Below are 24,455 nucleotides of genomic sequence, written 5' to 3'. Positions count from 1 at the left end.
AGTTAATAGAAATAACCTTTGAAATCACCAAGGAGGAGAGCGATGATGAGAATTACGTTAGAGACGATTATGCAACACCCGGTCACCCAGAAATACTTGACCCGTTCTGGCTTGAAACACGCCGTCGATGTGTGTGAACGCGCTCTCGAATTGGCGACGCGACGAGGCCTCGATACGGATTTAGCGACGAAAGCCGCCCTGCTCCATGACATCGGTCATTATGAATGGTACACCGAAGGAAAATGGAATTATGATTTGTATCGTCAAAACGATATCCATGCCATTAAAGGCGCCGAACGTGCCCATAAGCTGTTGATTCGTCTCGGCGAAGACCCGGCCCGCGCGAAAGAGATCTCGGTCATGATATTACTTCACACCGACTCCTACTTGCCGCCCAACCGGATTCAACGGACGCCGCTCCAACAGCTCGTTCACGATGCGGACACGTACGTCGAACAGCCTGGTGGATTGCACCACTATGAGACGATGGATATCGAAGACGCCCTGGCCCGCGTCCGCTTGATTGACGCGGTTGTCGACCGGCTCTCGAATTTGCCACGCATCTCAAACGCCTGACACCGTCATTATGGACGGTGTTTTTTTTGTACGAAAAAAGTCCCGAATCCATCTGGATTCGGGACTTTCCTATTATACGAGTTGTACTTTGTAAGCTTCGTACTCTTCGTCTGTCATTGAGACGAAGTGGCCTGGCTCGACTTCGCGGAGTGGCGGGATACTTGAATCCTCATCCGAACGTCCGACGGCACCGAGTGACTTCGACTCATACACAATGCGTTTACGTGTCCGCTCATGCTCAGGATCCGGAAGTGGGATTGCTGAGAGGAGTGACTTCGTATAAGCGTGGAGTGGGTTCTCATACAGGCGCGCTGCAGGAGCGAGCTCGACGAGGTGACCTTGATACATAACACCGATCCGGTCCGAGATATACTTGACCATCGACAAGTCGTGGGCGATGAACAAGTACGTGAGGTCACGGTCGCGTTGCAATTCTTTCATCAAGTTGACGACCTGGGCTTGAATCGATACGTCGAGAGCCGAAATCGGCTCATCAGCGATGATGAAGTCCGGTTCGACTGCGAGAGCGCGGGCAATCCCGATCCGCTGACGCTGACCGCCCGAGAATTCGTGCGGGTAACGGCTCGCGTGCTCTTTTGTAAGACCGACTGTCTCGAGAAGGTCATAGACGCGGTTCATCCGGTCTTCTTTCGTCTTGGCAAGACCGTGGATATCGATGCCTTCGGCGATGATATCAGCGACGGTCATACGCGGGTTTAGGGATGCGTATGGATCTTGGAAAATCATTTGCATCGCTCGGTTGAACTTCAATTTTTCAGCGGTGCTCTTCTTGCCGTGGACGTTCTCACCTTTGAAGATGACATCCCCGTCAGTCGCATCGTAAAGTCCGATGATGGTACGACCTGTCGTCGATTTCCCACATCCAGACTCCCCTACGAGTCCGAGCACTTCACCTTTATAAATATCGAACGAGATGCCGTCGACCGCTTTGACGACGCGGCCTCGGCCGATTTTAAAGTGCTGCTTCAGGTCTTTTACTTCGAGTAATTTCTCGCGTTCCATTATTCAGCACCACCTTTCAAAATCGATTTCGCGAACGCGCTGTCCGGACGATACTTGAGCGCAAGGTCACGGATCGCTTTCGGCGGGCTCACTTGCGGGGCTTGTGGGTGCAATAGCCAGCTCGCCGCATAGTGTGTGTCGCTAATTTGGAACATCGGTGGTTCTTTTTCAAAGTCGATTTTCATCGCATACGGATTACGTGGTGCGAAGGCATCGCCTTTTGGCGGACTGAGCAAGTTCGGCGGTGTACCCGGGATGGCCGGAAGCGCCTCGTTCGGGTCATCGGATGGGCGCGGCATCGATCCGAGTAGTCCCCATGCATATGGGTGACGCGGCTCATAGAAGATCTCATCGACCGTTCCCTTCTCGACGATTTTACCAGCGTACATAACAGCAACGCGATCTGCCATGTTCGCAACGACACCGAGGTCGTGCGTGATGAAGATGATCGCTGTGCCCGTTTTTTGCTGGATGTCTTTCAATAACTCTAAAATCTGAGCTTGAATCGTTACGTCGAGGGCCGTCGTCGGCTCATCGGCAATCAATACTTTTGGGTTACATGCGAGCGCGATCGCAATAACGATCCGCTGACGCATCCCGCCTGAAAGTTGGTGCGGGTATTGCTTGAGGCGTGCCTCAGGGTTTGGAATCCCAACGAGTGTGAGCAATTCAAGCGTACGCTTCTTCGCATCCTCACCCGTGAGTCCTTGGTGTTGCTTCAATCCTTCGGCGATCTGTTTGTAGATTGTCATCGTCGGGTTGAGCGATGTCATCGGATCTTGGAAGATCATTGCGATATCGCGTCCACGAATTTTAAGCATTTCTTTTTCCGACAACTTCGCCAAGTCTTTGCCTTCGAACAAGATTTCTCCGTTCGTGATTTCACCTGGCGGGTTCGGAATGAGACGCATAATCGCTTTCGATGTGACGGATTTACCAGAACCCGATTCACCCACGATGGCGAGCGTCTCGCCTTTTTTCAAATCAAACGATACGTTGCGAACGGCTTGTACCGTTCCAGCATACGTATGGAACGAGACCGCTAAGTCTCGGACAGATAAAATCGTTTCCATGCACGAGTCCCCCTGTTTCTATAATTATTTACGCATTTTCGGGTCGAACGCATCACGCAAGCCATCGGCGAGCAAGTTGAAGCTGACCATGAGCAAGACGATGATGATTGACGGGATCACGAGCAAGTACGGGAACGTCCGTAGCTCTTTGTATCCGTCGTTAATCAACGTACCAAGTGATGCTTGTGGCGGTTGAAGTCCGATCCCGATGAAACTAAGGAATGCCTCGAAGAAGATGGCAGATGGAATCGTGAACATAAGTGTGATGATGATGGCGCCGAGCGTGTTCGGAATCAAGTGTTTGAAAATCAAACGAGTACTTGAAGCGCCGAGTGTACGGGCAGCCAAGACGAACTCTTGGTTCTTCAATTTCAAAATCTGACCGCGGACGAGTCGACTCATCCCGATCCAGCCGGTGATGGCCATCGCCAAGATGATGGTGAAGACACCTGGGTCAAAGATCAAGATGAACAAGATAATCAAAATCAAGTTTGGGACACCAGTCAAAATCTCAACAATCCGTTGCATGATGTTATCCGTACGGCCTCCGAAGTAAGCCGAGATACCACCATAGGCGACACCGATAACCGTATCGACGATTGCGGCCATTAAACCGATGAAGAGTGAGATACGTGTACCTTCCCAAACACGTGACCAAAGATCACGGCCGAGGTAGTCCGTACCGAACCAGTAGTTCTCTTCGACGTTCTTTTGTTCATAGAAGTCGATTTCACGGCCACCGAGGTTAGCCATCCCGTCGAACCCTGCCCACTCAAGTCCTGTGACTTTAGGTGGAAGTTTCGCTTGCGAGATGTTTTGCGTATAAGCATCACGACCAGACAGCATCGGGCCGAATAGAGCGAGCAAGACAAGAATGACGATAATCGATAACGACAAGATGGCCGCTTTGTTTTTCTTTAGGCGCATCCAAGCATCTTGCCAGAAGTTTAGACTTTTACCAGCGATTCGTTCAGCGAGCTGTTCGTTCATTTCGACACGTTGGAACATGTCTTGGTCGAACTGCTCGAAATTCTTTTTGTTTTCAATCATCAGTTATTCCCCCCAAGACGAATACGTGGGTCAACGACTCCGTAGAGCAAATCGACAAGTAGAATGATAATAATAAACAGGCCAGAGAAGAAGAGCGTCGTGCCCATGATGACCGAGTAATCATTCAACGTAATAGATGTGACGAACAATTCACCTAAACCAGGTACCGCAAAGATTTTTTCGATGACGAACGTACCCGTCAATAGACCGGCCGTCATTGGTCCGAGGATTGTGATTGCTGGAATCATCGCGTTACGCACCATGTGTTTCCAGACGATCGCATTCCCGGTCAACCCTTTCGCTTTCGCGAGCGTGACGTAATCTTGTCCGGTAACTTCTAACATCTCGGTCCGGACGAAACGAGCGATAGACGCCGTGACCCCGAGTGAGAGCGAGATGGTCGGTAAAATCGTATGCGCCGGGGAATCCCAGAACGCAACAGGGAGCAATTGCAACTTAACCCCAACGTAGTACTGGAGAAGTGCTGCAAAGACGAACGATGGGACAGAAATCCCGATTACCGAGATGAACATCGAACCATAGTCGATGAACGTATTATGACGAATGGCTGCCACGATCCCGAGCAACAATCCAACAAACGTCCCAAGCACAAGTGCTTGAATACCTAGTTGAGCTGAAGGACCGATTCGTTCCATGATCAAATCCGTCACTGGCCGGTTGGCCGTACGGAACGATACACCGAGGTCCCCTTGCACAAGGTTTCCTAAGTAGGTCGCATAACGAACTGGAAGCGGATCATTGAGTCCGTAGCGGTCGTTCAAGAGTTGAATTTGTGTCTCTGTCAATTTCTCCTGGTTTTGATACGGCGAACCTGGAAGCAGGTCCATCAGGAAAAACGTGAACGTCGCAATCAAGAAGAACGTGATGAGGCCGTAAGTCAGCCGCTGAAGAATATAACGTCCCATAAATAAATACCCCCTGTTTTTCTAATGTGTCTATGCTTGCACCAACAGCGTCACTATGACATATTTCCCTTTTCATGAATTCACAAAATGAAAGGAATTTTCTGAAAGAATAGGTCAAACGTCATCTCAAGGCTCTTAGCACAGCACATGAAAATCGAAGAATCCTTAGTTTGTAAAGTATTCTGAATTTTCACTGTTACTACATTATACTTTACCAACAAAACTTTTGAATAGTTTTTTCTCTAATTTCTGATTTTTTTTTAGAAAAGGGGGGACATGCGTGGTGCATGCCCCCTTCTCATTTAGTTGATATCGACGTATTTGTACTGGTAGTCAGCACCGAATAGTTGACGGTTGAAGTTTTCGACGTTCGGACGGAGCAAGTAAGCGACACCCGCTTGGTAAAGCGGCATGATGGCTTGGTCTTGTTCAATCAAGAGCGTTTCTGCTTCTTTAAACTTGTCATAACGCGCATCGATTGCTGTTTCAGCTGATGCTTCATCAATCAACTTATCGTATGCTGCCGACTTGTAGTTGATGTCGTTTTGACCGTTGTCAGATGTGAAAATACCAAGGTTCGTGAGTGGATCTTGATAGTCAGGTCCCCAAAGGGCGAATGACATCTGATACTCTCCGTTCGCTTCGAGTTCGAGCTTGTTGTTGAACGGTTGTTGTGAGATGTTCACGGTCACGTTCGGCAAGTTCGATTCGAGTTGGCCTTTCATGTACTCTGAGATTTGTTTTGCTACTTCGCTATCGAATGAGAGAAGTTCAATTGTGACAGCTTTGCCGCCAGTCGCTTCTTCCCAAAGTGATGCCGCTTCGTCAGCGTTCGTCTCAAAGTGTGTTACGCCTTCTGCATAATCCGTTCCGTCTTCATACTTGATGAATTCTTTCGGGACGAACGAAGTCGTGGCGATTGAACCGTTGTTCAACAACTGATCGATAATCCCGGCTGGGTCGACCGCACGAGCGACTGCTTTACGGGCGTTGACGTCAGCAAAGAGTTCATCTTCATGGTTGAACTTGAAGTAACCGACTGTTGAACGAAGACCTGTGCTGTAGTCGTCGTTCTCTTGGAACGCTGCAACTTGTTCAGATGAGAGGCCGGCGTAGTCGACTTCTCCTGCTTCATACAAGTTGACAACTGTCGATGTGTCTTTGACGACGCGAACGTCGACTTTCTCTAGAGCTACATTCTCAGCATCCCAGTACGATTCGTTTTTCGTCAATACGTATCCTTGCTCGCGATCCCACTCCGACCATGTGAATGGACCGTTGTAGATGTGGTTTTCTGGAGTCGTCGAGAAGTCTTCGCCTTTTTCAGTCGCAAAAGCTTCGTTAATCGGTGTGAACGTACCGAACGATGTGAGCGAGATGAATGATGGGTCTGGACGCTCGAGTGTAACTTCAAGTGTCTTCTCATCGATTGCCTTCACACCGAGATCTTCTTTAGGAAGTTTACCCGTGTTGATGGCTTCGGCATTTTTAACTGTGTTCATGATGTACGCGTATTGTGAACCTGTTTCAGGATCCACGGCGCGTTGCCAAGCGTAGACGAAGTCGTTCGCTGTGACAGGTTCTCCGTTTGACCATTCCGCGTCACGAAGTGTGAACGTGTAGACCGTTTCGTCTTCACTCACTTCTGGTTCTCCTTCAGCGATGGCTGGAACGGCATTTCCTTCCTGGTCAAGACGATAGAGACCTTCCATCGTGTTGGCGATCAAGTTGAACGCCACAGCGTCCGTCGCGAGCGCCGGGTCAGCTGTTGTAATGTCAGACGTGTCCGTCAAGCGGAGAATCTTTTCTCCGTTCGAAGACGAACCGCCGTCAGAGTCTCCGCCAGTCGAGCAAGCGGCGAGCACTGAACCGAGTGCCAAGATGAGTGTCATCATGAGCAGAATCGATTTTTTCTTCATTGCGATGTCCCCTTTCTGAATCGTGAAGCATGGCGTTTCGTCGGACCGTAACATCTTACTTTTTCTTTAATTTTCTGAATATTTCATTTTGTATCCGACGAAAGAACGTTAGGGCTATTGTAAAAAATTTTTAATCAAACTGTCAACTCCCCAATAAACCGCTGTCATTTTTAACACGAACTTCTCGCCATATATGTGGCACAACAGGTATCATAGAGCCATAAGGCGGATGACTCGATGGAGCGCATCCACGCTGAAAGGAGTTTGTCACATTGAAAAATTTTAGAAGTATATTAATCGTTTGGGGAATTGTCACAATTGCCTACACCGTTTGGTCGAACTTGTCATACTACCAAGACGAGACGATCGGGTTCCATTTGAGTGGCGGCTTGTTCGTGGCCGGTATACTCGTCTTCGCGGTCGGGATGTTCTCTCATATGGGTGCCACCGGATTATTTGACGGGTTCATGTACGGGTTCAAACGCAATCGTCGGGCCAAGTTGAAAGAAATCGACCCTGACTACGAAGAAGACGAAGAAGCCTCACCAGAAGATCGAGCCAATCAAAAACGTTCGGCGTGGCGTTGGGTCTATGTCGGTGTCACGAGCGTCGTTCTTTCTTACGTGATCACCCTCGTTTGACCTTCCGATTTCACTGTCGATATGCTACACTATGCCTAGAACAATAGGAAACACAATGAAGAAGACAAGTACCTCGAATCCCCTTTCCCTCAGAGAGTCTACGTTGCTGCGAGTAGATGGAAAGCGTCGAGCGAATGGACTTCGGAGTGGCTCGCCTGAACGATAGTACGGCGAGACGGTCACGCCCGTTAACGCGATCAAGTGGCATGAGTTTCATGCAAATTTGGGTGGCACCGCGGTTATTCGTCCCGATTTATCGGGCGGGGAACCGCGGTTTTTTTATATTCTCTGGAGGTGCAATCATGGCAAAAATCTTTTCTGGCATTAAACCGACCGGCGTCGTCACGCTCGGCAACTACTTAGGCGCGATGAAACAGTTCGTCGAGCTGCAGGAAGAACACGAAGCGTTTTACTGTGTCGTCGATCTCCATTCGATCACGGTTCAATTGGACCGCGTCGAGTTGATGGACAACACGCGCAAACTTGCGGCACTCTATCTCGCTTGCGGTCTCGATCCTGAGAAATCGACGATTTTCGTCCAATCGGAAGTGAAGGCGCACGCCCAACTCGGATGGATGTTGACATGCATCGCCGGCATGGGTGAACTGAGCCGCATGACGCAGTATAAAGACAAATTACAGAACAGTGAGAATATCGGCGCTGGCCTATTCGTCTATCCGACCTTGATGGCAGCCGATATCCTCTTGTACGGCACGGAACTCGTCCCGGTCGGCGATGACCAAAAACAACACGTCGAATTGACGCGTGATTTGGCCGAACGCTTCAACAAACGATACTATGAGACGTTCACGATTCCTGAGCCGCTCATTCAAAAAGAAGGCGCGCGCATCATGAGTTTGACGAACCCAGTCAAAAAGATGTCAAAATCAGACGCGAACGCGAAGGGCTTCATCTCGATGCTCGATGAGCCGAACGTCATCCGTAAGAAAATCAAGAGCGCGGTCACGGACTCGAGCGGTGTCATCAGCTTCGACCGTGAGAACAAACCGGGCATCTCGAACTTGCTTGAGATTTACTCGCTCTCGACCGATACCCCAATCGATGATCTCGTCGAGCGCTACAAGGATTCGAATTATGGAACGTTCAAGCAAGACGTCGCCGAAGCGGTCGTCGCCATGCTTGAGCCAATCCAGAATCGCTATCACGAACTCGTCGACTCAGCTGAGCTCGATGCCATCCTCGATGCGGGCCGTGAGAAAGCGGAAGCCGTCGCCAACAAGAACCTCGCCAAAATCGAGAAAGCGATGGGACTCAACCGGAAACGGGCCAAAGTGAAGAAATAACGTTTAGCCGCCCTTTGCATGCAAGGGGCGGCTTTTTTTGTACGGTATATTAACTTCATCTGAAGGCACAAAAAAAGAGACAGGCGTCCCTGTCTCTTTTCGTATGCATGTTGTTTCTTATTGCTCTTTGCCTTCGATGAATGCCCACTTGTACGAGTAGTCAGCGCCGAACGCGTGTTCAACGATTCCTTTAACGTATGGCTTCGTGAGGCGAGCCGATCCACGTTGGTAAACTGGCGAGATTGCGTTCTCTTCAAGAACGATTTTCTCTGCAGCTTGAAGGTCAGCCCAACGCTGTTCAGCATCTGTGCTTGATTTCGCAGATTCGATGAGTTTGTCAAATTCTTCGTTCGACCACTTACCACGGTTGTATGGTCCGTCAGTGACGAAGAGGTCAACGAATGTCATTGGATCCTGGTAGTCAGGGCCCCATCCAGCGAATGTCAACTCGAAATCACCTTTGTTCTCAAGGTCAAGTTTGTTGTTGAACGGTTGTTGCTTGATTGTAAGTGTGATACCTGGAAGGTTCTTCTCAAGTTCACCTTTGATGAACTCACCGATTTGCTTCGCAGATTCTGAGTCGTAGTTGAGGAGCTCGATTTCGACAGAGTCTTGACCGATTTCTTCAAGTCCTTTTTCCCAAAGTTCTTTCGCTTTGTCCACGTCGTAGCCGCCGATGTCGCCGTTAGCTTCACGGAAGTCCGCGCCGTCTGGTCCAGTTACGAAGTCTTTTGGTACGAGGTAGTTGGCAGGGATTGAACCGTTCGCAAGGAGCGTTTCAGAGATCGCTGCTTTATCGTAAGCCGCGTCAATCGCGTTACGGATGTTTTGGTTGTCGAGTGCTTCAACCGCAGTGTTGAACTGGAGGTAGAAGAGTGTTGGCTCAACGACAGTAGAGAAGTCTTCGTTGTCTTGGTATTGAGCAACGAGTTCAGAAGTCAAACCAGTACGGTCAACGTCGCCGTTTTCGTACAAGTTAACGCCTGTTGAAACTTCTTTAACGACTTTAACGTTGATTTCGTCAAGTTTGACGGCTTCAGCATCCCAGTAGTCGTCGTTTTTGACCATTTTCCAGCCTTGCTCGCGCTCCCAGCTTTCGAGTTTGAACGGTCCGTTGTAGAGAGTTGTCTCTGCAGATGTACCGAAGTTCTCGCCTTGCTCTTTGTCGAACGACTCAAGTTTAGGCATGAATACGCCGAAGCTTGTGAGACCGAGGAAGTACTCAGCTGGTGCAGTCAATTTAACTTCAAGTGTCTGCTCATCAGTAGCTGTGACGCCGACAGCGTCGCGCTCGCCTTCGCCTGTGTTATAGGCTTCAGCACCTTCGATGATTGACATGACGTAAGCATATTGTGAAGCGTTGTCCGGGTTAAGGACTTCTTTCCAAGCGTATTCGAAGTCGTTTGCAGTTACAGGCTCGCCGTTAGACCAAGTTGCGCCTTCACGGATTTTGAACGTGTACGTTTTACCGTCTTCAGAAACTTCGTGTGACTCCGCGATCCCTGGTGTTGGGTTATCTTCGTCGTCCATACGATAGAGACCTTCGTTAACGTTGTTCAAGACGTTGAATGAAACTGCGTCTGTTGCAAGCGTTGGGTTAAGTGAAGGGATGTCTGAGCTATCGAGCAAGTTGAGGACTTGCGCTTCATCAGCATTTTCTGATGCGTTATTGTCAGTTGTTGCTCCCTCTTCTTCCCCTGTCGAACATGCCGCTAGGAATGCGCTAGATAGAAGTGTTACCGACGTTGCTAAAGCAAAACCTTTTTTCTTATTCATTGCGATGACCCCCTGATTTTTTTCGTTTTAACGAAATGAACGATGGTAGAAAATTCTGATAGTTCACTTTACAAAATTTGTTACCACAATCCCGTTGAAGCAATAATACAATATTCTGATAATTTTGCAAAGTGTTTATTTTGATTTTTCTAAAAAATTTTTACTATAGGCTAAAAGCCCGCCTAGGGAGACGGGCTTTTAGCTCATTTTTCATAAACTTTAGAAAATGTTAGGACGTACGAAGGACCGATGACCGGAAAACCGATTTCCGCATATTTGGAATCAACCGTGTAAGATCTTCCAGCTTGGTAGATTGGAATAACGACAGCTTGTTCCAACAATCGTTTCTCGGCTTGTCGATACGTCTCGTTCCTGTCTGTAACCGCCTCGGTCGTACGTGCCTGTTCCATCAACCGATCGAACGGTTTATCGGCAAATCCGCTCGAATTCAAATAGTTATCTGACTCGAATTGAGTCAAATAGGCGCTGAATGCCGGGTAGTCCGGTTGCCAACCGGAAAGGGACAACGCGTACTCGCCTGCGACTTCTTTCCTAACTTTGTCCCCAAGTGGGAGTTCGACGACATTCACTTGAAGACCCGGAAGTGTTTCAAGTTCCGTTTCAATCGTCTGGGCGATTTGTCGCGCTTCCTCATCGACAAAACTGAGCAACTCGATTTCAATCTCGTCTTCCTCGAGCCGCTCGAGCACTTCCTCGAACAGTGGGGTTGCTTCCCCATCGATCGAAATGTCGAGTTCCGCTTCGTCGGTGACGAGCAATCGTTCGGTCGTCACTTCAGCCCGTGCGAGCGAATCTTCCACTGTTTCCCGATTCAAGGCGAGGGCGAGCGAGCGCCGGAAATCGGCATCATCGAACGGATACTCGTCAACATTCGGTTTCAAATAGAAGACGCCACTTCGCGAGACGTCGACGAGCTTCCCTTCGAGCGAGTCAATCGTCGTCTCGTCCGTGCCGTATGGAATCGGATGGATACCATTAGGTTCTGAATCCAGTCCTTCATCCGCCAACATCATAATCTTTTCAAGCGTGACACGATCGGCGTCGTAATACGCCTCGTTTTTCGTCAATGTGACTTGAGCCGCATCTAACGACTCAATCTGAAATGGGCCGTTCGCATCAAGCTCTTGCCATTCCCCCACCATCGTCTGCGGCAAAAAGGCCGGCATCGCTAAAATCTGCTCGAACCCTTCCATCGGTCGTTCGAGCGTCAGTTCAAGTGTTTGCTCGTCGATTGCCTTCACGCCGAGCGTCTCTGGTTCTTTCGTCCCGAGGCTGATCGCTTTTCCGTTCAATACGTCCTCAAGGAGGAAACTGAACGGAGAATTCGTATCATCATCGGCGAGCATCCGGAAATGATCAACGAACGTTTCGGCCGTGACCGCATTCCCGTTCACGGTTTGACTTTCTTTCAATTTGAACGTGTATGTCGCCCCGTCTTCTGATCGAGTCATCGTCTTGACGAGTCCAGGTTCGATCTCCCCGTCCGCACCGAAGCGATACAACCCTTCATAAATATGCGATAACACGGTTTGTGAACTCGGATCGATGGCGAGCAGCGTATTCGGTTGCTCCGGTAACGGTTCCCCATGAATCGTCACGATTTGTTCTTCAGGTGGTACTAATTCTCGTGCCTGCTCTCGTTGTCCATACCATATAACGAAAAAAAGGATAAGGACTGAACCCAACAAGGCGGCACCGATGAAAAATCGTTTCATCTGGCATTCTCCTCTCTGTTAGCTCAACCCTTATACCCTACCCGTTTTTGCCACTTTTTTCTACTATTAGTCGTTTACTTTCGCGAACGCGAGCGTCGCGTTATGGCCTCCGAAGCCAAGTGAGTTGCTGAGTGCGTACTGGATATCAAGTTCCCGATTTCCGTCACGGACATAATCTAAATCGCAATCGTCTGCCGGTGTCTCACAGTTGATGGTCGGATGAATCCGTCCCTCATGAATCGATAGCGCCGTGATGACGGCCTCGACTCCGCCGGCAGCACCGAGCAAGTGCCCGATCATCGATTTCGATGAGTTGACTGCCAAGTTGTGCGCGTGCTCCCCGAAGACGTTGTGGATGGCTTTCGTCTCCAACATATCGTTGAGCGGTGTGCTCGTCCCGTGAGCGTTGATATATTGAACGTCTTCTGGACGAATCCCCGCGTCCCGAAGTGCCTCGTTCATCGCTTTCGAGCCGCCTTCCGCTTCCGGTGACGGTGCCGTGATGTGGTAGGCGTCCGAGCTCATACCGTACCCGACGACTTCCGCATACATTTTGGCTCCACGCGCTTTCGCATGCTCATATTCCTCGAGAACGAGCACGCCCGCGCCTTCACCCATGATGAAACCGTCACGGTTCGCATCGAACGGACGGCACGCCGTGTTCGGGTCCGGATTCGTCGACAACGCCTTGTTGGCACAGAATCCTGAGAACGAGAGCGGTGTAATCGGTGCCTCGGCTCCGCCCGCGAACATGGCGAGCGCATCGCCACGTTGAATGACTTTGAACGCTTCCCCGATTGAGTTCGTCCCAGAGGCACAAGCCGTGACCGAACAGTTACTTGGTCCTTTCGCTCCGAGATAAATCGAGACTTGACCGCTCGCCATGTTCGGAATCATCATCGGGATGAAGAACGGGCTGATGCGACGTGGCCCACGCTCATGCAAGATGCTCGCTTGTTTGTCGATTGTCTCGACACCACCGATGCCACTTCCAATCCAAATCCCGACGTCGTCCGCGATTGCTTTCACATCTAGACCGCTATCCCGATGTGCGGCGTCAGCGGCTAAAATCGAGTATTGGATGAACGAATCCATCTTACGCGCTTCTTTCGGTTCGACCAAGTGATCGATGTTCCATTCCTTGACTTCTGCCCCGACTTTCGCCGGATACTGGCTAATATCAATCTTCGTTAACGTATCGACTGCATTTTCCCCGTTCAACAGTCGCTCCCACATTGCCGTAACGTCGTTCCCGAGTGGGGAAACGACTCCTAATCCTGTGATGACTACTCGTTTCATGCGTTAATCTCCTCCGTGATGTTAGCGTTATTCCATGTTAGACAACTCGCTCCCCATGTGAGCCCGGCGCCGAATCCGGCGACGACGACCGTCTGACCGTTTGAAATCTTACCGTGCTTGACCGCTTCGGCCAAAGCGAGCGGAATCGAAGCGGCTGACGTGTTCGCATGGTCTTGAATCGTGACGACGACTTTTTCTTCTTGAAGCCCTAGCCGTTCAATCGCCGCGTCGATAATGCGACGGTTGGCTTGGTGCGGCACGAGAACGTCCAGGTCATCAATCGATTTCCCGGCACCTTGTAGCGCCTCTAGCACGATATCTGGCATTTTACGAACGGCGAATTTGAATACTTCACGTCCGTTCATGACGATTTTACCTTCTTCATTCTCATATAAGAACTTTCCGCCTGTCCCATCACTGCCGAGCACGATCGAATCGATGGCGGCCACTTCGTCTTCACCGAGGACGACGGCACCTGCCCCGTCACCGAACAAGACGGCGGTCGAGCGATCGTCCCAGTCGATGAGGTTGCCCATCTTCTCGGCCCCGATGACGAGCGTCCGTTTCAAGCCTTTCGCGAGCATCATGCTCTTCGCCGTATCCATCGCGAAGATGAAGCCGCTACAGGCGGCACTGACGTCGAAAGCGACCGCTTGCTTGGCTCCAAGGTTGGCCTGGACGAGACAAGCCGTCGCCGGGAACGATGGCGCCGTCGCCGTCGCGCAAATAATCGCATCGATGTCTTCAATCGAGACACCTGCGCTTTGGAGCGCCCGCTCGGCAGCGTGTGTGGCCATATCGGCGACACTCAAGTCGGCGTCGGCCAAATGTCGTGCCTCGATCCCGGTGCGGGTCCGAATCCATTCGTCGCTCGTATCCATTCGTTTTTCCAAATCGATGTTCGTGATCCGGTTATCCGGAAGGAACGAACCGATCCCAATGATTCCAATGTTCATATTGATGACCCCTATTCTTAGTATCTGGTACTAATATAAGGGAATAAAAAAGGGATGTCAACGCATCCCTCTCGATTATTCACTTTGACCGAGTCGTTTCGTGACGGCCATGACCATTTTCGCCGAGTTGATCGATGCCGTCTCCAAAAATTCGTCGAACGACAAGTTCGCTTCCTCATCGGCGCTGTCCGAGATCGAACGGGTCACGACGAACGGAATCCCGAACTGATAGCACGTCTGTGCGATCGGTGCGGCTTCCATCTCGACGGCCGCGACGCCTTCGAAATGGCCAAGGATGTCGGCGACACGCTTCGAGTCGTTGATGAACGAGTCACCTGTCACGATTAGGCCCGTATGGACGTTCACATCATGGAGGCTCTCAATCACTTCTTTACAGACATCAATCAAATGAGCGTCAGCCGTGTACGCTGCCGGCATGCCTGGCACTTGTCCGTACTCGTAGCCGAACGCAGTCACGTCAACGTCATGGTGCCGGACTTCGGTCGAGACGACGACATCGCCGACCTTCATCCCTTTTTTAAAGCCGCCAGCTGAACCCGTATTAATGACGACATCCGGTTTGAACTTGTCGATTAATAGTGTCGTGCCGATGGCCGCGTTCACTTTCCCGATTCCCGACTTCAAAATGACGACTTCGACGTTGCCGAGGTAGCCTTCATAGAAGTGATAGTTGGCGATTTCAGTGTCCGTTCGTTCTGTCAATTCGTTGCGGAGCAAGTTCACTTCTTCTTCCATCGCTCCAATGATTCCGATTTTCATTATAATTGCCTCCTCAGAAAGAGAGCGACATCCATGCGGAAGTCGCTCGTTTGTGTTATTTGATTTCTTTAATTTCGACGACCATGTCGCCGCCTGGCGTTTGGACGTTGACAACGTCTCCGACCGTACGGCCGAGGAGCGCTTTCGCAATCGGTGATTCGTTCGAGATTTTCCCTGTGAACGGGTCAGCCTCGGCGCCACCGACAATCGTATACGTCTCGTTCTCGTTATCTTCTTGAATGAAGAACGTCACGGTCTTCCCGATCGCGACCATCGAGTTGTCAGCTACATCATCTTTGATGATGACTGCATTACGAAGCATCTCTTCAAGTTGAGCGATTCGTCCTTCGACCATTGCCTGCTCTTCTTTCGCTGCATCATATTCAGCGTTCTCAGACAAGTCTCCGAAATCGCGGGCAATCTTAATATTCTCAACGACTTCTTTACGGCGCACCGTCTTCAGTTCGTTCAATTCATTTTCGATTTTCGCTTTTCCGTCTAACGTCATGTAATGTTGTTTTTCAGCCATTTCTGTCACTCCTTCATTGTCTCCTAGTATATTACAGCTAGGTTAAATTGAAAACGATTTATTTCCCTTACGCGCGGTTACGTTCTGTGAGTACCCAGCGAATCTTCGTCACGAGCAAATCGATGGCGACAAAGTTCTCTCCGCCTTCAGGCACGATGATATCCGCATAGCGTTTCGTCGGCTCACAAAATTGAAGATGCATCGGCCGGACGACGTTCGTGTACTGGGCGACGACCGAGTCGATTGACCGGCCCCGCTCGTTCAAATCACGTTGCATCCGGCGCAAGATGCGGACGTCCGCATCCGTGTCGACGAATACTTTAATATCCATCAAGTCGCGGAGACGATCGTCCTCGAGCGCCAAAATACCTTCCACGATGACGACATCGACCGGTTCGATCAAAATCGTCTGATCCGAACGCGTGTGTGCCGCATAGTCATAGACGGGCTTCTCGATGGCCTTATGTTCTTGCAGTTGTTTAATCTGTTCGATCAATAGATCGTTATCGAACGCGAATGGATGATCATAGTTCGTCTTGTACCGTTCTTCCATCGTCATCTCTGACTGGTCTTTATAATACGCGTCTTGCTCGATCATGACGACCGATTGTCCTTCGAACGCATCTACGAGTGCGCGGGCCACGGTCGTCTTGCCTGATCCGGTCCCCCCGGCCACGCCGATAATGACGGGTTTATGTTGCATTAAAGTTAAGTCCTCCTCATCGTAATTTACGACTGATTGCTAGGCCATCACCAAGGGGCAAAATTGCAGTATGATAATCGGTCCGTGCCATCAATTGCTCAGTAAACTCTTTCACGAGACGGACGAGACGGCGACGACGACGGTCAAGTACCGACACGTCTTCGAGCAGGACGTCCCCTCGTAAAAATAAATTATCGCTGTAAATCGTACCACCAATTGGTACTAAAGCGCCATACCCATCAAAGAATTTTTGATACTGACCTTTGGCCGCATCGATAAAGACCGCATCGAATTCTCCTTCGATCGTCCCGATTAACTCGACCGCATCCCCATGAATGACGGTGATTCGGTCCGATACGTCCGAGCGTCCGATAAAACTGAGCGCCTCTTCGTGCCGTCGTGCATTCCGCTCGATTGTGACGATTTCAGCGTCCGGTAACAGTTCGGCCATGCGAATCGCGCTGTAGCCGATGGCCGTCCCGACCTCGAGGATGCGCTTCGGACGTTGCATCGCGAGGAGTGACAGCAGCACTTCTGAACCGGTCAAGTCCATGATTGGCACGTGATGTTCTTTCGCGAACGCCTCCATCTCCGCTAACAGCGGGGACCGTGGCGTGACCAAGTTCTCCACGTAACCTTCATAGGATGAATGTTCCACGTCGTACACCTCAACCTCTCTATTCATTCAAACGACCGGAAGCCAAGGCTTCCGGTCGCATATCCGTCAATTGTTGTTTGCTTCTTCGAACGCTTCCCACTCCGGACGGTACTTGTTCACGTTTTGTTGGTGCGCATCATATTCCACTTCGAACAAGACTTCCCCGTTCGGGAACCCTTCGCGCGGTGGTCGAGCGTAGAAATAAACGTTATCCGTATCGTTCGGATTGAGTGTGGCGACGAGTGCGTCACGACTGACCGAAGCAATCGGCCCAATCGGGATGCCCTCGTAGCGGTACGTGTTATAGAGCGAGTCGTTTTCAAGGTCGTTGAACGATGTGAAAATTGACGTCTCCCCTGTGCCGTACCAGACGGTCGGGTCAGACTGCAACTTCATGCCATCGGCCAAACGGTTTTCGAACACGCCGGCAATCTCTTGCCGGTCTTCTGTCGACACGGCCTCTTTCTCAACGACCGAGGCGAGCGCAAGCGTCTCATGGAACGTACGTCCCGACGCTTTAACCGCATCCCCATACTCGAGATAGAGCTGTTCGGTCGGCTTCAACATCTCATCGATGATCTGTGTGAGTGTGACACCTTTGTCGAACTCATACGTGGCCGGGAACAAGTAACCTTCGAGCGGATGGTAAATCCCATCAGCGAGTACTTCGTCGGTCAACATCTCATGCTCATTGACGAGCGAGCGGATATACTCTTCGTCGCTCAGTTGGGCCGAAATCTCTTCTTTCGGGATTTCTGCAACTTTAGCGAGACGTGAGATGACCTGATCGATTGTAAAGCCTTCCGGAATCACCAATTTGATATCCGGGACAACGATGACTTTCCCAGTTTTCAGCGTGGCGATCAACTCGTCAAGCGACTGTGACGGAGACAATGTATACGTCCCCGCTTGGAACGATGATTCATTTTTAAATCGTGTATAAAAACGGAAAATCGTGCTATTCCTCACGAGCCCATTCTCTTCGAGTAGTTCGCCAATGTACCCTGAACCTGCACCGAGTGGAACCTCGACCTCGACCGATTCGGTCGAAGACGGGTCGACGGGTTCGAGCGATCGTTTCACGAACGCATACGACACCGCGGCACCTGTGGCGATAACTAGAAGAAAGACAGCAAGGATGATGACCGTAATTCGCCGAACGATCCGGTTACGTGCACGCTTCTCATCAAACATCGATGGATGGTTCATGCGCATTTCTCCCCTGTTCTTCTGTTATGAAGATGGGCGACGAGGGTTTCCCCTAGTCGCCCGCCCACGTATTAGTCTAATCCAACTTCGTCATTGACGATATCGAACGCTTCCATGACTTCCTCGAAGTCAGCGTCGTCTTCGACGATCTTCAAGACGAACTCTTCATCTTCAAGTTCTTCGATTTCGAACGCGTATACTTCGATTGTATCTTCGTCTTCCGTCTCCGGGTTGCCGACCGGCTCAAGAACGACAAACGTCTTGTTCGTGCGGTCACTCGTCATACGGAAAATTTCTGCGAATAAATGCTCGTCTCCATTTTCATCTGGAATTCGGTACATTTCTTCTTCGTTACGGCTAAGTTCTGCCATACGTAATTCCTCCTTATTTGCCTGCGCGATCCAGGTAGTTTTGTAAAATCATGACGGCTGCCATCTTATCGATGACGGCCTTTCTCTTTTTTCGGCTGACGTCTGCTGAAATCAGCATCCGCTCCGCTTGCATCGTCGTCAAACGCTCGTCGACGAGAACCGTCGGCAAACCGGTCGCCTCGGTGAGGGCCGCGGCAAACGCCTGTGACGCCTCGCCCCGAGGTCCGATTGTCGCATTCATGTTTTTCGGAAGACCGACAACGACTTCTTTCACATCGTACTGCTCAATAATCGGTTGAAGCAGGCGGACGGCTTCGTCAAAGTCCGGCTCGGTCCAGTAGACCGTCTCCACACCTTGTGCCGTCCATCCCATGAGGTCGCTCACGGCGACCCCAATCGTCTTCGAACCGACATCGAGCCCCATGACTCGCTTCATATTAATCCTCTCTACGATCGTTCAAATACGATTTGACCAGCTCTTCGAGCAGCTCATCTCGTTCGATTTTGCGAATTAAGTTTCGCGCATCGTTATGACGCGGGATGTAGGCAGGGTCACCTGACAACAAGTATCCGACGATTTGATTGATCGGTTGGTAGCCTTTCTCCTCGAGTGCTTGATACACCGTGATCAGCGTTTCCCGAGTGTTGGCTCGATTATCATCTTCTGGAAAATTGAATTGCATCGTGCGATCCATTTGGCTCACAAGAATCCACCTCTTTCCGTTTGCACTTCACATTCTATTATGCCAGTGATTGAACGTAATGTGAAGCAAACTTCAATGCTTCGTCCAGTTTTGTCGCGTCACGGCCTCCGGCTTGTGCCATGTCAGGACGGCCTCCACCGCCACCGCCGCAACGTGTTGCCACTTCTTTAATCAATTTCCCGGCATGGAAGCCACGGTCGTTCAAATCTTTCGTCACCCCTGCGACGAGGTTAACCTTGTCGCCGTTCGCCGAACCGAGCAAGATGACGGCTGAACCGAGCTTGCCTTTCAATTCGTCGACCATGCCACGGAGCGCGTCCATGTCTTGTCCGTCGACGCGTTTGGCAATCAATTGGACATCGCCGAACGTTTCGATGGCGTCAGTGAGGGACGACGCTTCGATGTTCGCAAGCTTCGCTTTGAGCGATTCGCTCGCGCGTTCGAGTTCTTTCATTTCAGCTTGAAGCGCTTGGACACGTGTCGGCACTTCGAGCGGTTTTGTCTTGAGCAGTTTCGCTGCCGTCTCGAGCGTCTCAATATGCTGGTTCATCACTTCGTAAGCCCCAGCGCCTGTGACTGCCTCGATGCGACGTGTACCGGCCCCGATTCCTGACTCCGACAAGATTTTGAAGAGTCCGATTTCAGCCGTGTTGCCGACGTGACAACCACCGCAAAGCTCGACCGAGTCACCGGCCGCGACGACGCGGACGACGTCCCCATACTTCTCACCGAAGAGCGCCATCGCACCTTTCGCTTTCGCGTCGGCGATGTTCATCTCTTCGATATCAACAGCGATTGACGCCCAGATGCGTTCGTTCACTTGACGCTCGATCGACTGAAGCTCTTCAGCTGTCACTTGACCGAAGTGCGAGAAGTCGAAGCGGAGGCGATCCGGTGTCACGAGTGAACCCGCTTGGTTGACGTGCTCACCGAGCGTGTCTTTCAACGCGCGATGCAACAAATGCGTCGCCGTGTGGTTTTTGATAATCGCTTGACGTGAGTCGAAGTCGACTGTCGCCGTCACCGCGACCTCTGCCTTGGCGACACCCGATGTGACCGTGACCGTATGCAAGTTTTGGCCGTTCGGTGCTTTCGAGACGTCTTTCACGTGAAGGACGAAGTCCGACCCGACGATTTGGCCTTTGTCACCGATTTGTCCGCCGCTCTCTGCATAGAATGGCGTCTGGTCGAGGATGACTTGCGCTTCTTCGCCTGCTGCGACGACGTCGACGAGCTCACCATCGTGAATCAAGCTGATAATTTTTGCTTCCGTGCCGAGGTTCGTGTAACCGACGAATGATGACGCGAGCGTGATGTCTGCGAGTACGCCTGACTGGATTTGCATCGACTCGACGTCGGCGCGGGCTGTCCGGGCACGTTCGCGCTGGGCGTTCATCGCTTGTTTGAAGCCGTCCTCGTCGACTGAGAGGTTATGGTCTTCAGCATACTCAATCGTCAACTCGAGCGGGAAACCGTACGTATCGTAAAGACGGAATGCATCTTCTCCGCTGATGACGTTCGAACCGGCTGCTTTCTGTGCTTTCGCGACTTCGTTCAAAATGGCAAGACCGTCATGAAGCGTCTCGTGGAAACGCTCTTCTTCGTTCTTGACGACCTTCTTGATGAAGTCTTTCTTCTCACGGACTTGCGGATAGAAGTCGACCATGATGTCACCGACGACGTCGACGAGCTCATACATGAACGGACGTTCGATCCCTAGCATCTTCGCATAGCGAACGGCACGGCGGAGCAGACGACGAAGGACGTAGCCACGGCCTTCATTCGACGGGAGGGCCCCGTCACCAATCGCGAACGATACGGTCCGGATATGGTCGGCGATGACTTTGAACGCCACATCTTTGCTGTTGTCGGCGCGATACGCCTCGCCGCTGATTTTTTCTGTCTCACGGATAATCGGCATGAACAGATCGGTATCGAAGTTCGTCGGCACGTCTTGCATGACGCTCGCCATCCGCTCGAGACCCATCCCTGTATCAATGTTTTTCCGTGGGAGCTCGGTGTAGTTCCCGTGCCCGTCATGGTTGAACTGACTGAAGACGATGTTCCAGATTTCAAGGTAGCGTTCGTTCTCGCCGCCTGGGTATAGTTCCGGATCCGTCGGGTCGTCGCCGAACGCCGGTCCGCGGTCGAAGAAGATTTCCGTGTTCGGGCCAGACGGGCCTTCCCCGATTTCCCAGAAGTTCTCTTCAAGTGGGATGATGCGGTCAGCCGGAACGCCTAGTGCGAGCCAGATTTGTTTCGCTTCTTCATCTTCCGGGTGAATCGTCACCGACAGGCGGTCCGGATCGAGTCCGTACCACTCATCGCTCGTGAGGAGTTCCCAGCCCCATTTAATCGCATCTTCGCGGAAGTAGTCCCCGACCGAGAAGTTTCCGAGCATCTCGAAGAACGTATGGTGACGAGCCGTCTTCCCGACGTTCTCGATGTCGTTCGTCCGAATCGACTTCTGCGCATTGACGATGCGGGGGTTGGCAGGAATGACGCGGCCATCGAAGTATTTTTTAAGCGTCGCGACACCTGAGTTGATCCAAAGAAGCGTCGGATCCTCGACCGGTACGAGCGAGGCACTCGGCTCGACACTGTGTCCTTTTGATTTGAAGAAATCTAAATACATTTGGCGAATCTGTGCGCCAGTTAATGGTTTGAGCGGTTTCATCAACAATTCCTCCTTCAGTTTAAACGAAACGAAAAAAAGCGATGCTCATCCCTGTGGAAAGGGACGAAAGCATCGCTTCGTGGTACCACCCTCGTTCGCACGGCAAAGCCGTGCCTCGAACATCCGATAACGCGGATGAGGCGCCCAGGGTGAGTGGGGACTCCAGACTAGCTTCGGTCGACCGGACCCCCATCTTCTCACAGCCTAGGAAGATGTCTCTGGTGAGGCGGTTACGACGTACTCATTTCCTTCATCGTCTTTAATCGTTTCAGTTTTCTATTGGTCATTATCACACGTCAATCGGGAGACGTCAAGACTTGCCGCCTAGCCGCTCGACGAGTTTCGTCCGGCGCACCGGTTCCTCTTCCCGTGTCGCCGCCTCGAGCGCACGCACGTCCCCGAACAAGAGCAGGCTCTTCTTCGCCCGCGTGACGGCCGTATAAATTAAGTTGCGCGACGAGCGGAAGCCACCGTTAAAGAAGACGGGCATGAGCACGATCGGGAACTCGGACCCTTGCGACTTATGGATGGTGATGGCGTAGGCGTGGGTGAATTGGTCCCATTCGCTCCGGTTATACTCGACCTCGGTTTGATCGAAACGGATATAGATTTTATCGACCTTGTCGACGTTTTCTTTGGCGTAAAAGATATTCGTGATTTCGCCGATGTCGCCGTTGTAGACGTTCTCCTCGGCATTATTGACGAGTTGGAGCACTTTATCCCCGTTTCGATACGTCCGGTTGCCGTGCTTCACTTCCCGGGCCGCCGATTTCGGATTGAACACGTTTTGAAGTGCCTCGTTCAAGCCGTCGATGCCGCATACCCCGCGGTACGTCGGCGCGAGCACTTGGATATCGAACGGTGAATAGCCTTTTCGTAGCGCGGCCCCTGCCATTTGGCAGATGGCTTGAAGCGCCGTCTCTTGGTTAGCCGTATAGAAGCGGCGGTCCGGCAGCGCCGCGAGCAAATCGTCCGGCATCTGTTTCGCGTTGAGCGCGTGCGCTAGGCGCAGGATGCTCGACTCGGACGCCTGCCGATGAACGACATCAAGGCGGACGACCGGGATGCCGTCGGTCGCCATCAAATCGGCGAGCACTTGGCCCGGTCCGACCGAAGGCAATTGATCCCGGTCCCCGACGAAGAGAATCTTCATCCCGTTCGGCACGGCCCGGAGCAGACTTCGGAACAAGAAGATATCGATCATCGACGCCTCATCGACGATGAGCACTTTTCCGACGAGCGGATTCGTGTCATCGACTTGGAACGAACTGCCATCGAACTTCAAGAGGCGGTGAATCGTCGACGCCGGTAAGCCCGTCGACTCACTGAGCCGTTTCGCAGCTCGTCCGGTCGGTGCGGCGAGCACGAACGGGAACGGTTGATTCTGTACCGGTTCGAGCTTCCAATCGAACACATCGCTGAGCGCGTGGATGATGCCGCGGACGACGGTCGTCTTCCCGGTACCCGGTCCACCGGTGAGTACCATGAGCGGCGACTTCAAAGCGAGTTCAATCGCTTCTCGTTGTTGTTTCGCATACTCAATCGAGAACATCTCTTCGACGCGTCCGACCGCATCGAAAATCGTCGTCATATCGACGTCTTCTGTCGTCGAGGTCGACATGATGCGCGCGAGTTCTTCGGCCGCTTTTTGTTCGGCCCGGTACACGCGCGGATGATAGACGACCCCGTCTTCGACGATGACTCGCTCATCGTTCGCGAGCGTCTCGAGCGCCGAGACGAGTGCCTCACCCGGGTCGCCGCCGATGATGCGCGGCATCTCGTTCGCGAGTTGGTCGGCCGTGACGAACAAATGCCCGTTTCCTTGCTCGAGCTCGAGCACGTATAACACGGCCGCAGCAATCCGTTCCGGATGAATCCCTTGAATTCCGAAGTGAGCGGCGATGGCATCGGCCGTCTTGAAGCCGATACCAGGGACATCATACATGAGGGCGTATGGATTTTTTTCAATCGTCTCCATCGCCCGTCCTTCATACTCTTTATGAATCTTTGAGGCGAGGCGCGGTGTCACGTCGAACGGCGCCAAAAACAATAGCAACTGGTCGACCCCATACAAGATGTTCAACCGTTCGGTGATGACGCGAGCTTGTTTCTCTTTCAAGCCGTCGACGTTTGACAAAAGGCTCGGATGCTTGACGATTTGATCGATACAGTCGTCTCCGAGTGCGTCGGCAATCTTCTGGGCCGTCTTTTGTCCGATTCCAGGGAACGAACCGTTCGTTAAAAAGCGGACGGCCGCGCGCTTCGTCATCGGGACGACACGACGAATCCACTCGGCCTTCATCTGTTTCCCGAACCGGGGATGGTCGACGAGACGCCCGTGCGCTTTGTATGTCTCACCTTTTTCAATGCCGACGCCGACACCGGCGATGACCATCTCGGTCTCGTCTGTCTCAAAATTCTTTTCTTTTATACGTACGAGCGCGATCGTGTGCGCTTCTTCTTCCGATTGAAACAGGACGCGGATGACTTTTCCTGTCAACTCGTAAGGTGCTGCCATCATTCGAGCCACCTCCAGCTAGTTTTC

The 24,455-nt window shown here is 51.6% G+C and carries 22 protein-coding genes and 1 other annotated feature; of the genes, 3 read left to right on the top strand and 19 right to left on the bottom strand.

What is annotated here, in order from left to right:
• Nucleotides 1–42: 42 nt before the first annotated feature.
• Nucleotides 43–576, top strand: a complete 534-nt coding sequence (locus KNP84_RS06240; protein WP_021066949.1) for an HD domain-containing protein — start codon at nt 43–45, stop codon at nt 574–576.
• Between the two features lie 72 nt (nt 577–648).
• Here KNP84_RS06240 and KNP84_RS06235 read toward each other — a convergent pair whose 3' ends face one another.
• The 5 genes from KNP84_RS06235 to KNP84_RS06215 all read right to left on the bottom strand — a co-directional run bounded on the left by KNP84_RS06235 (nt 649) and on the right by KNP84_RS06215 (nt 6,567).
• The gene (locus KNP84_RS06235; RefSeq protein ID WP_021066948.1) at nt 649–1,599 is read right to left on the bottom strand and encodes an ABC transporter ATP-binding protein; all 951 of its coding nucleotides are present in this window, start codon (nt 1,597–1,599) and stop codon (nt 649–651) included.
• The gene (locus KNP84_RS06230; RefSeq protein WP_214803131.1) at nt 1,599–2,672 is read right to left on the bottom strand and encodes an ABC transporter ATP-binding protein; all 1,074 of its coding nucleotides are present in this window, start codon (nt 2,670–2,672) and stop codon (nt 1,599–1,601) included. Before KNP84_RS06230 ends, KNP84_RS06235 begins: the two co-directional genes overlap by 1 nt.
• Nucleotides 2,673–2,696: 24 nt before the next feature.
• On the bottom strand, nt 2,697–3,722 hold the full coding sequence (gene opp3C / locus KNP84_RS06225) for an oligopeptide ABC transporter permease (RefSeq protein ID WP_285800463.1): 1,026 nt from the start codon (nt 3,720–3,722) through the stop codon (nt 2,697–2,699).
• A complete protein-coding gene (gene opp3b, locus KNP84_RS06220) occupies nt 3,722–4,648 on the bottom strand; it encodes an oligopeptide ABC transporter permease (protein WP_021066945.1) in 927 nt (308 codons plus the stop codon). Before opp3b ends, opp3C begins: the two co-directional genes overlap by 1 nt.
• Before the next feature lie 302 nt (nt 4,649–4,950).
• The gene (locus KNP84_RS06215; protein WP_215114500.1) at nt 4,951–6,567 is read right to left on the bottom strand and encodes a peptide ABC transporter substrate-binding protein; all 1,617 of its coding nucleotides are present in this window, start codon (nt 6,565–6,567) and stop codon (nt 4,951–4,953) included.
• 272 nt (nt 6,568–6,839) lie between these two features.
• Here KNP84_RS06215 and KNP84_RS06210 point away from each other — a divergent pair, with 272 nt between their 5' ends.
• A complete protein-coding gene (locus KNP84_RS06210; RefSeq protein WP_021066943.1) occupies nt 6,840–7,208 on the top strand; it encodes a DUF3899 domain-containing protein in 369 nt (122 codons plus the stop codon).
• A 46-nt stretch (nt 7,209–7,254) separates the two neighbouring features.
• Nucleotides 7,255–7,462: a binding site (T-box leader), on the top strand.
• A gap of 48 nt (nt 7,463–7,510) precedes the next feature.
• A complete protein-coding gene (gene trpS / locus KNP84_RS06205; protein WP_215114499.1) occupies nt 7,511–8,512 on the top strand; it encodes a tryptophan--tRNA ligase in 1,002 nt (333 codons plus the stop codon).
• A 117-nt stretch (nt 8,513–8,629) separates the two neighbouring features.
• On the opposite strand, the gene KNP84_RS06200 is transcribed toward trpS, so the two are convergent.
• The 14 genes from KNP84_RS06200 to recD2 all read right to left on the bottom strand — a co-directional run bounded on the left by KNP84_RS06200 (nt 8,630) and on the right by recD2 (nt 24,428).
• Nucleotides 8,630–10,288, bottom strand: a complete 1,659-nt coding sequence (locus KNP84_RS06200) for a peptide ABC transporter substrate-binding protein (RefSeq protein WP_029595788.1) — start codon at nt 10,286–10,288, stop codon at nt 8,630–8,632.
• Between the two features lie 203 nt (nt 10,289–10,491).
• Nucleotides 10,492–12,024: a peptide ABC transporter substrate-binding protein gene (locus KNP84_RS06195; RefSeq protein ID WP_215114498.1), complete on the bottom strand. Its 1,533-nt coding sequence runs from the start codon at nt 12,022–12,024 to the stop codon at nt 10,492–10,494.
• Nucleotides 12,025–12,090: 66 nt separating this feature from the next.
• Nucleotides 12,091–13,323, bottom strand: coding sequence for a beta-ketoacyl-ACP synthase II (gene fabF / locus KNP84_RS06190; protein ID WP_021066939.1), 1,233 nt, complete (start codon nt 13,321–13,323; stop codon nt 12,091–12,093).
• Nucleotides 13,320–14,279: a beta-ketoacyl-ACP synthase III gene (locus tag KNP84_RS06185; RefSeq protein ID WP_215114497.1), complete on the bottom strand. Its 960-nt coding sequence runs from the start codon at nt 14,277–14,279 to the stop codon at nt 13,320–13,322. The genes fabF and KNP84_RS06185 overlap by 4 nt, the downstream gene beginning before the upstream one ends.
• A 75-nt stretch (nt 14,280–14,354) precedes the next feature.
• Nucleotides 14,355–15,059, bottom strand: a complete 705-nt coding sequence (gene mtnN / locus KNP84_RS06180) for a 5'-methylthioadenosine/S-adenosylhomocysteine nucleosidase (protein ID WP_215114496.1) — start codon at nt 15,057–15,059, stop codon at nt 14,355–14,357.
• A 55-nt stretch (nt 15,060–15,114) separates the two neighbouring features.
• Nucleotides 15,115–15,588 (bottom strand): transcription elongation factor GreA, encoded by a 474-nt coding sequence (gene greA / locus KNP84_RS06175; RefSeq protein ID WP_021066936.1) that lies wholly within the window; start codon nt 15,586–15,588, stop codon nt 15,115–15,117.
• A 67-nt stretch (nt 15,589–15,655) separates the two neighbouring features.
• Nucleotides 15,656–16,291, bottom strand: coding sequence for a uridine kinase (gene udk / locus KNP84_RS06170; RefSeq protein ID WP_021066935.1), 636 nt, complete (start codon nt 16,289–16,291; stop codon nt 15,656–15,658).
• Between the two features lie 16 nt (nt 16,292–16,307).
• Nucleotides 16,308–16,949, bottom strand: a complete 642-nt coding sequence (locus KNP84_RS06165; protein WP_201455024.1) for an O-methyltransferase — start codon at nt 16,947–16,949, stop codon at nt 16,308–16,310.
• 66 nt (nt 16,950–17,015) lie between these two features.
• Nucleotides 17,016–18,158, bottom strand: a complete 1,143-nt coding sequence (gene mltG / locus KNP84_RS06160; protein WP_215114495.1) for an endolytic transglycosylase MltG — start codon at nt 18,156–18,158, stop codon at nt 17,016–17,018.
• 71 nt (nt 18,159–18,229) lie between these two features.
• Nucleotides 18,230–18,529 carry a DUF1292 domain-containing protein gene (locus KNP84_RS06155; protein ID WP_021066932.1) on the bottom strand — a complete coding sequence of 100 codons (300 nt, stop codon included), beginning with the start codon at nt 18,527–18,529 and terminating at the stop codon, nt 18,230–18,232.
• Nucleotides 18,530–18,542: 13 nt separating this feature from the next.
• Complete coding sequence (gene ruvX, locus KNP84_RS06150) at nt 18,543–18,965, bottom strand: Holliday junction resolvase RuvX (protein WP_029595796.1); 423 nt, start codon at nt 18,963–18,965, stop codon at nt 18,543–18,545.
• Between the two features lies 1 nt (nt 18,966).
• A complete protein-coding gene (locus KNP84_RS06145) occupies nt 18,967–19,233 on the bottom strand; it encodes an IreB family regulatory phosphoprotein (RefSeq protein ID WP_029595797.1) in 267 nt (88 codons plus the stop codon).
• A 37-nt stretch (nt 19,234–19,270) separates the two neighbouring features.
• Nucleotides 19,271–21,910: an alanine--tRNA ligase gene (gene alaS / locus KNP84_RS06140; protein ID WP_215114494.1), complete on the bottom strand. Its 2,640-nt coding sequence runs from the start codon at nt 21,908–21,910 to the stop codon at nt 19,271–19,273.
• Between the two features lie 310 nt (nt 21,911–22,220).
• Nucleotides 22,221–24,428, bottom strand: a complete 2,208-nt coding sequence (recD2, locus tag KNP84_RS06135) for an SF1B family DNA helicase RecD2 (protein ID WP_034797288.1) — start codon at nt 24,426–24,428, stop codon at nt 22,221–22,223.
• Between the last annotated feature and the right edge of the window lie 27 nt (nt 24,429–24,455).

It is taken from the genome of Exiguobacterium sp. s70, assembly GCF_018618315.1.
Classification (GTDB): domain Bacteria; phylum Bacillota; class Bacilli; order Exiguobacteriales; family Exiguobacteriaceae; genus Exiguobacterium; species Exiguobacterium chiriqhucha.
This window is presented reverse-complemented; position numbering and strand designations above follow the sequence as displayed.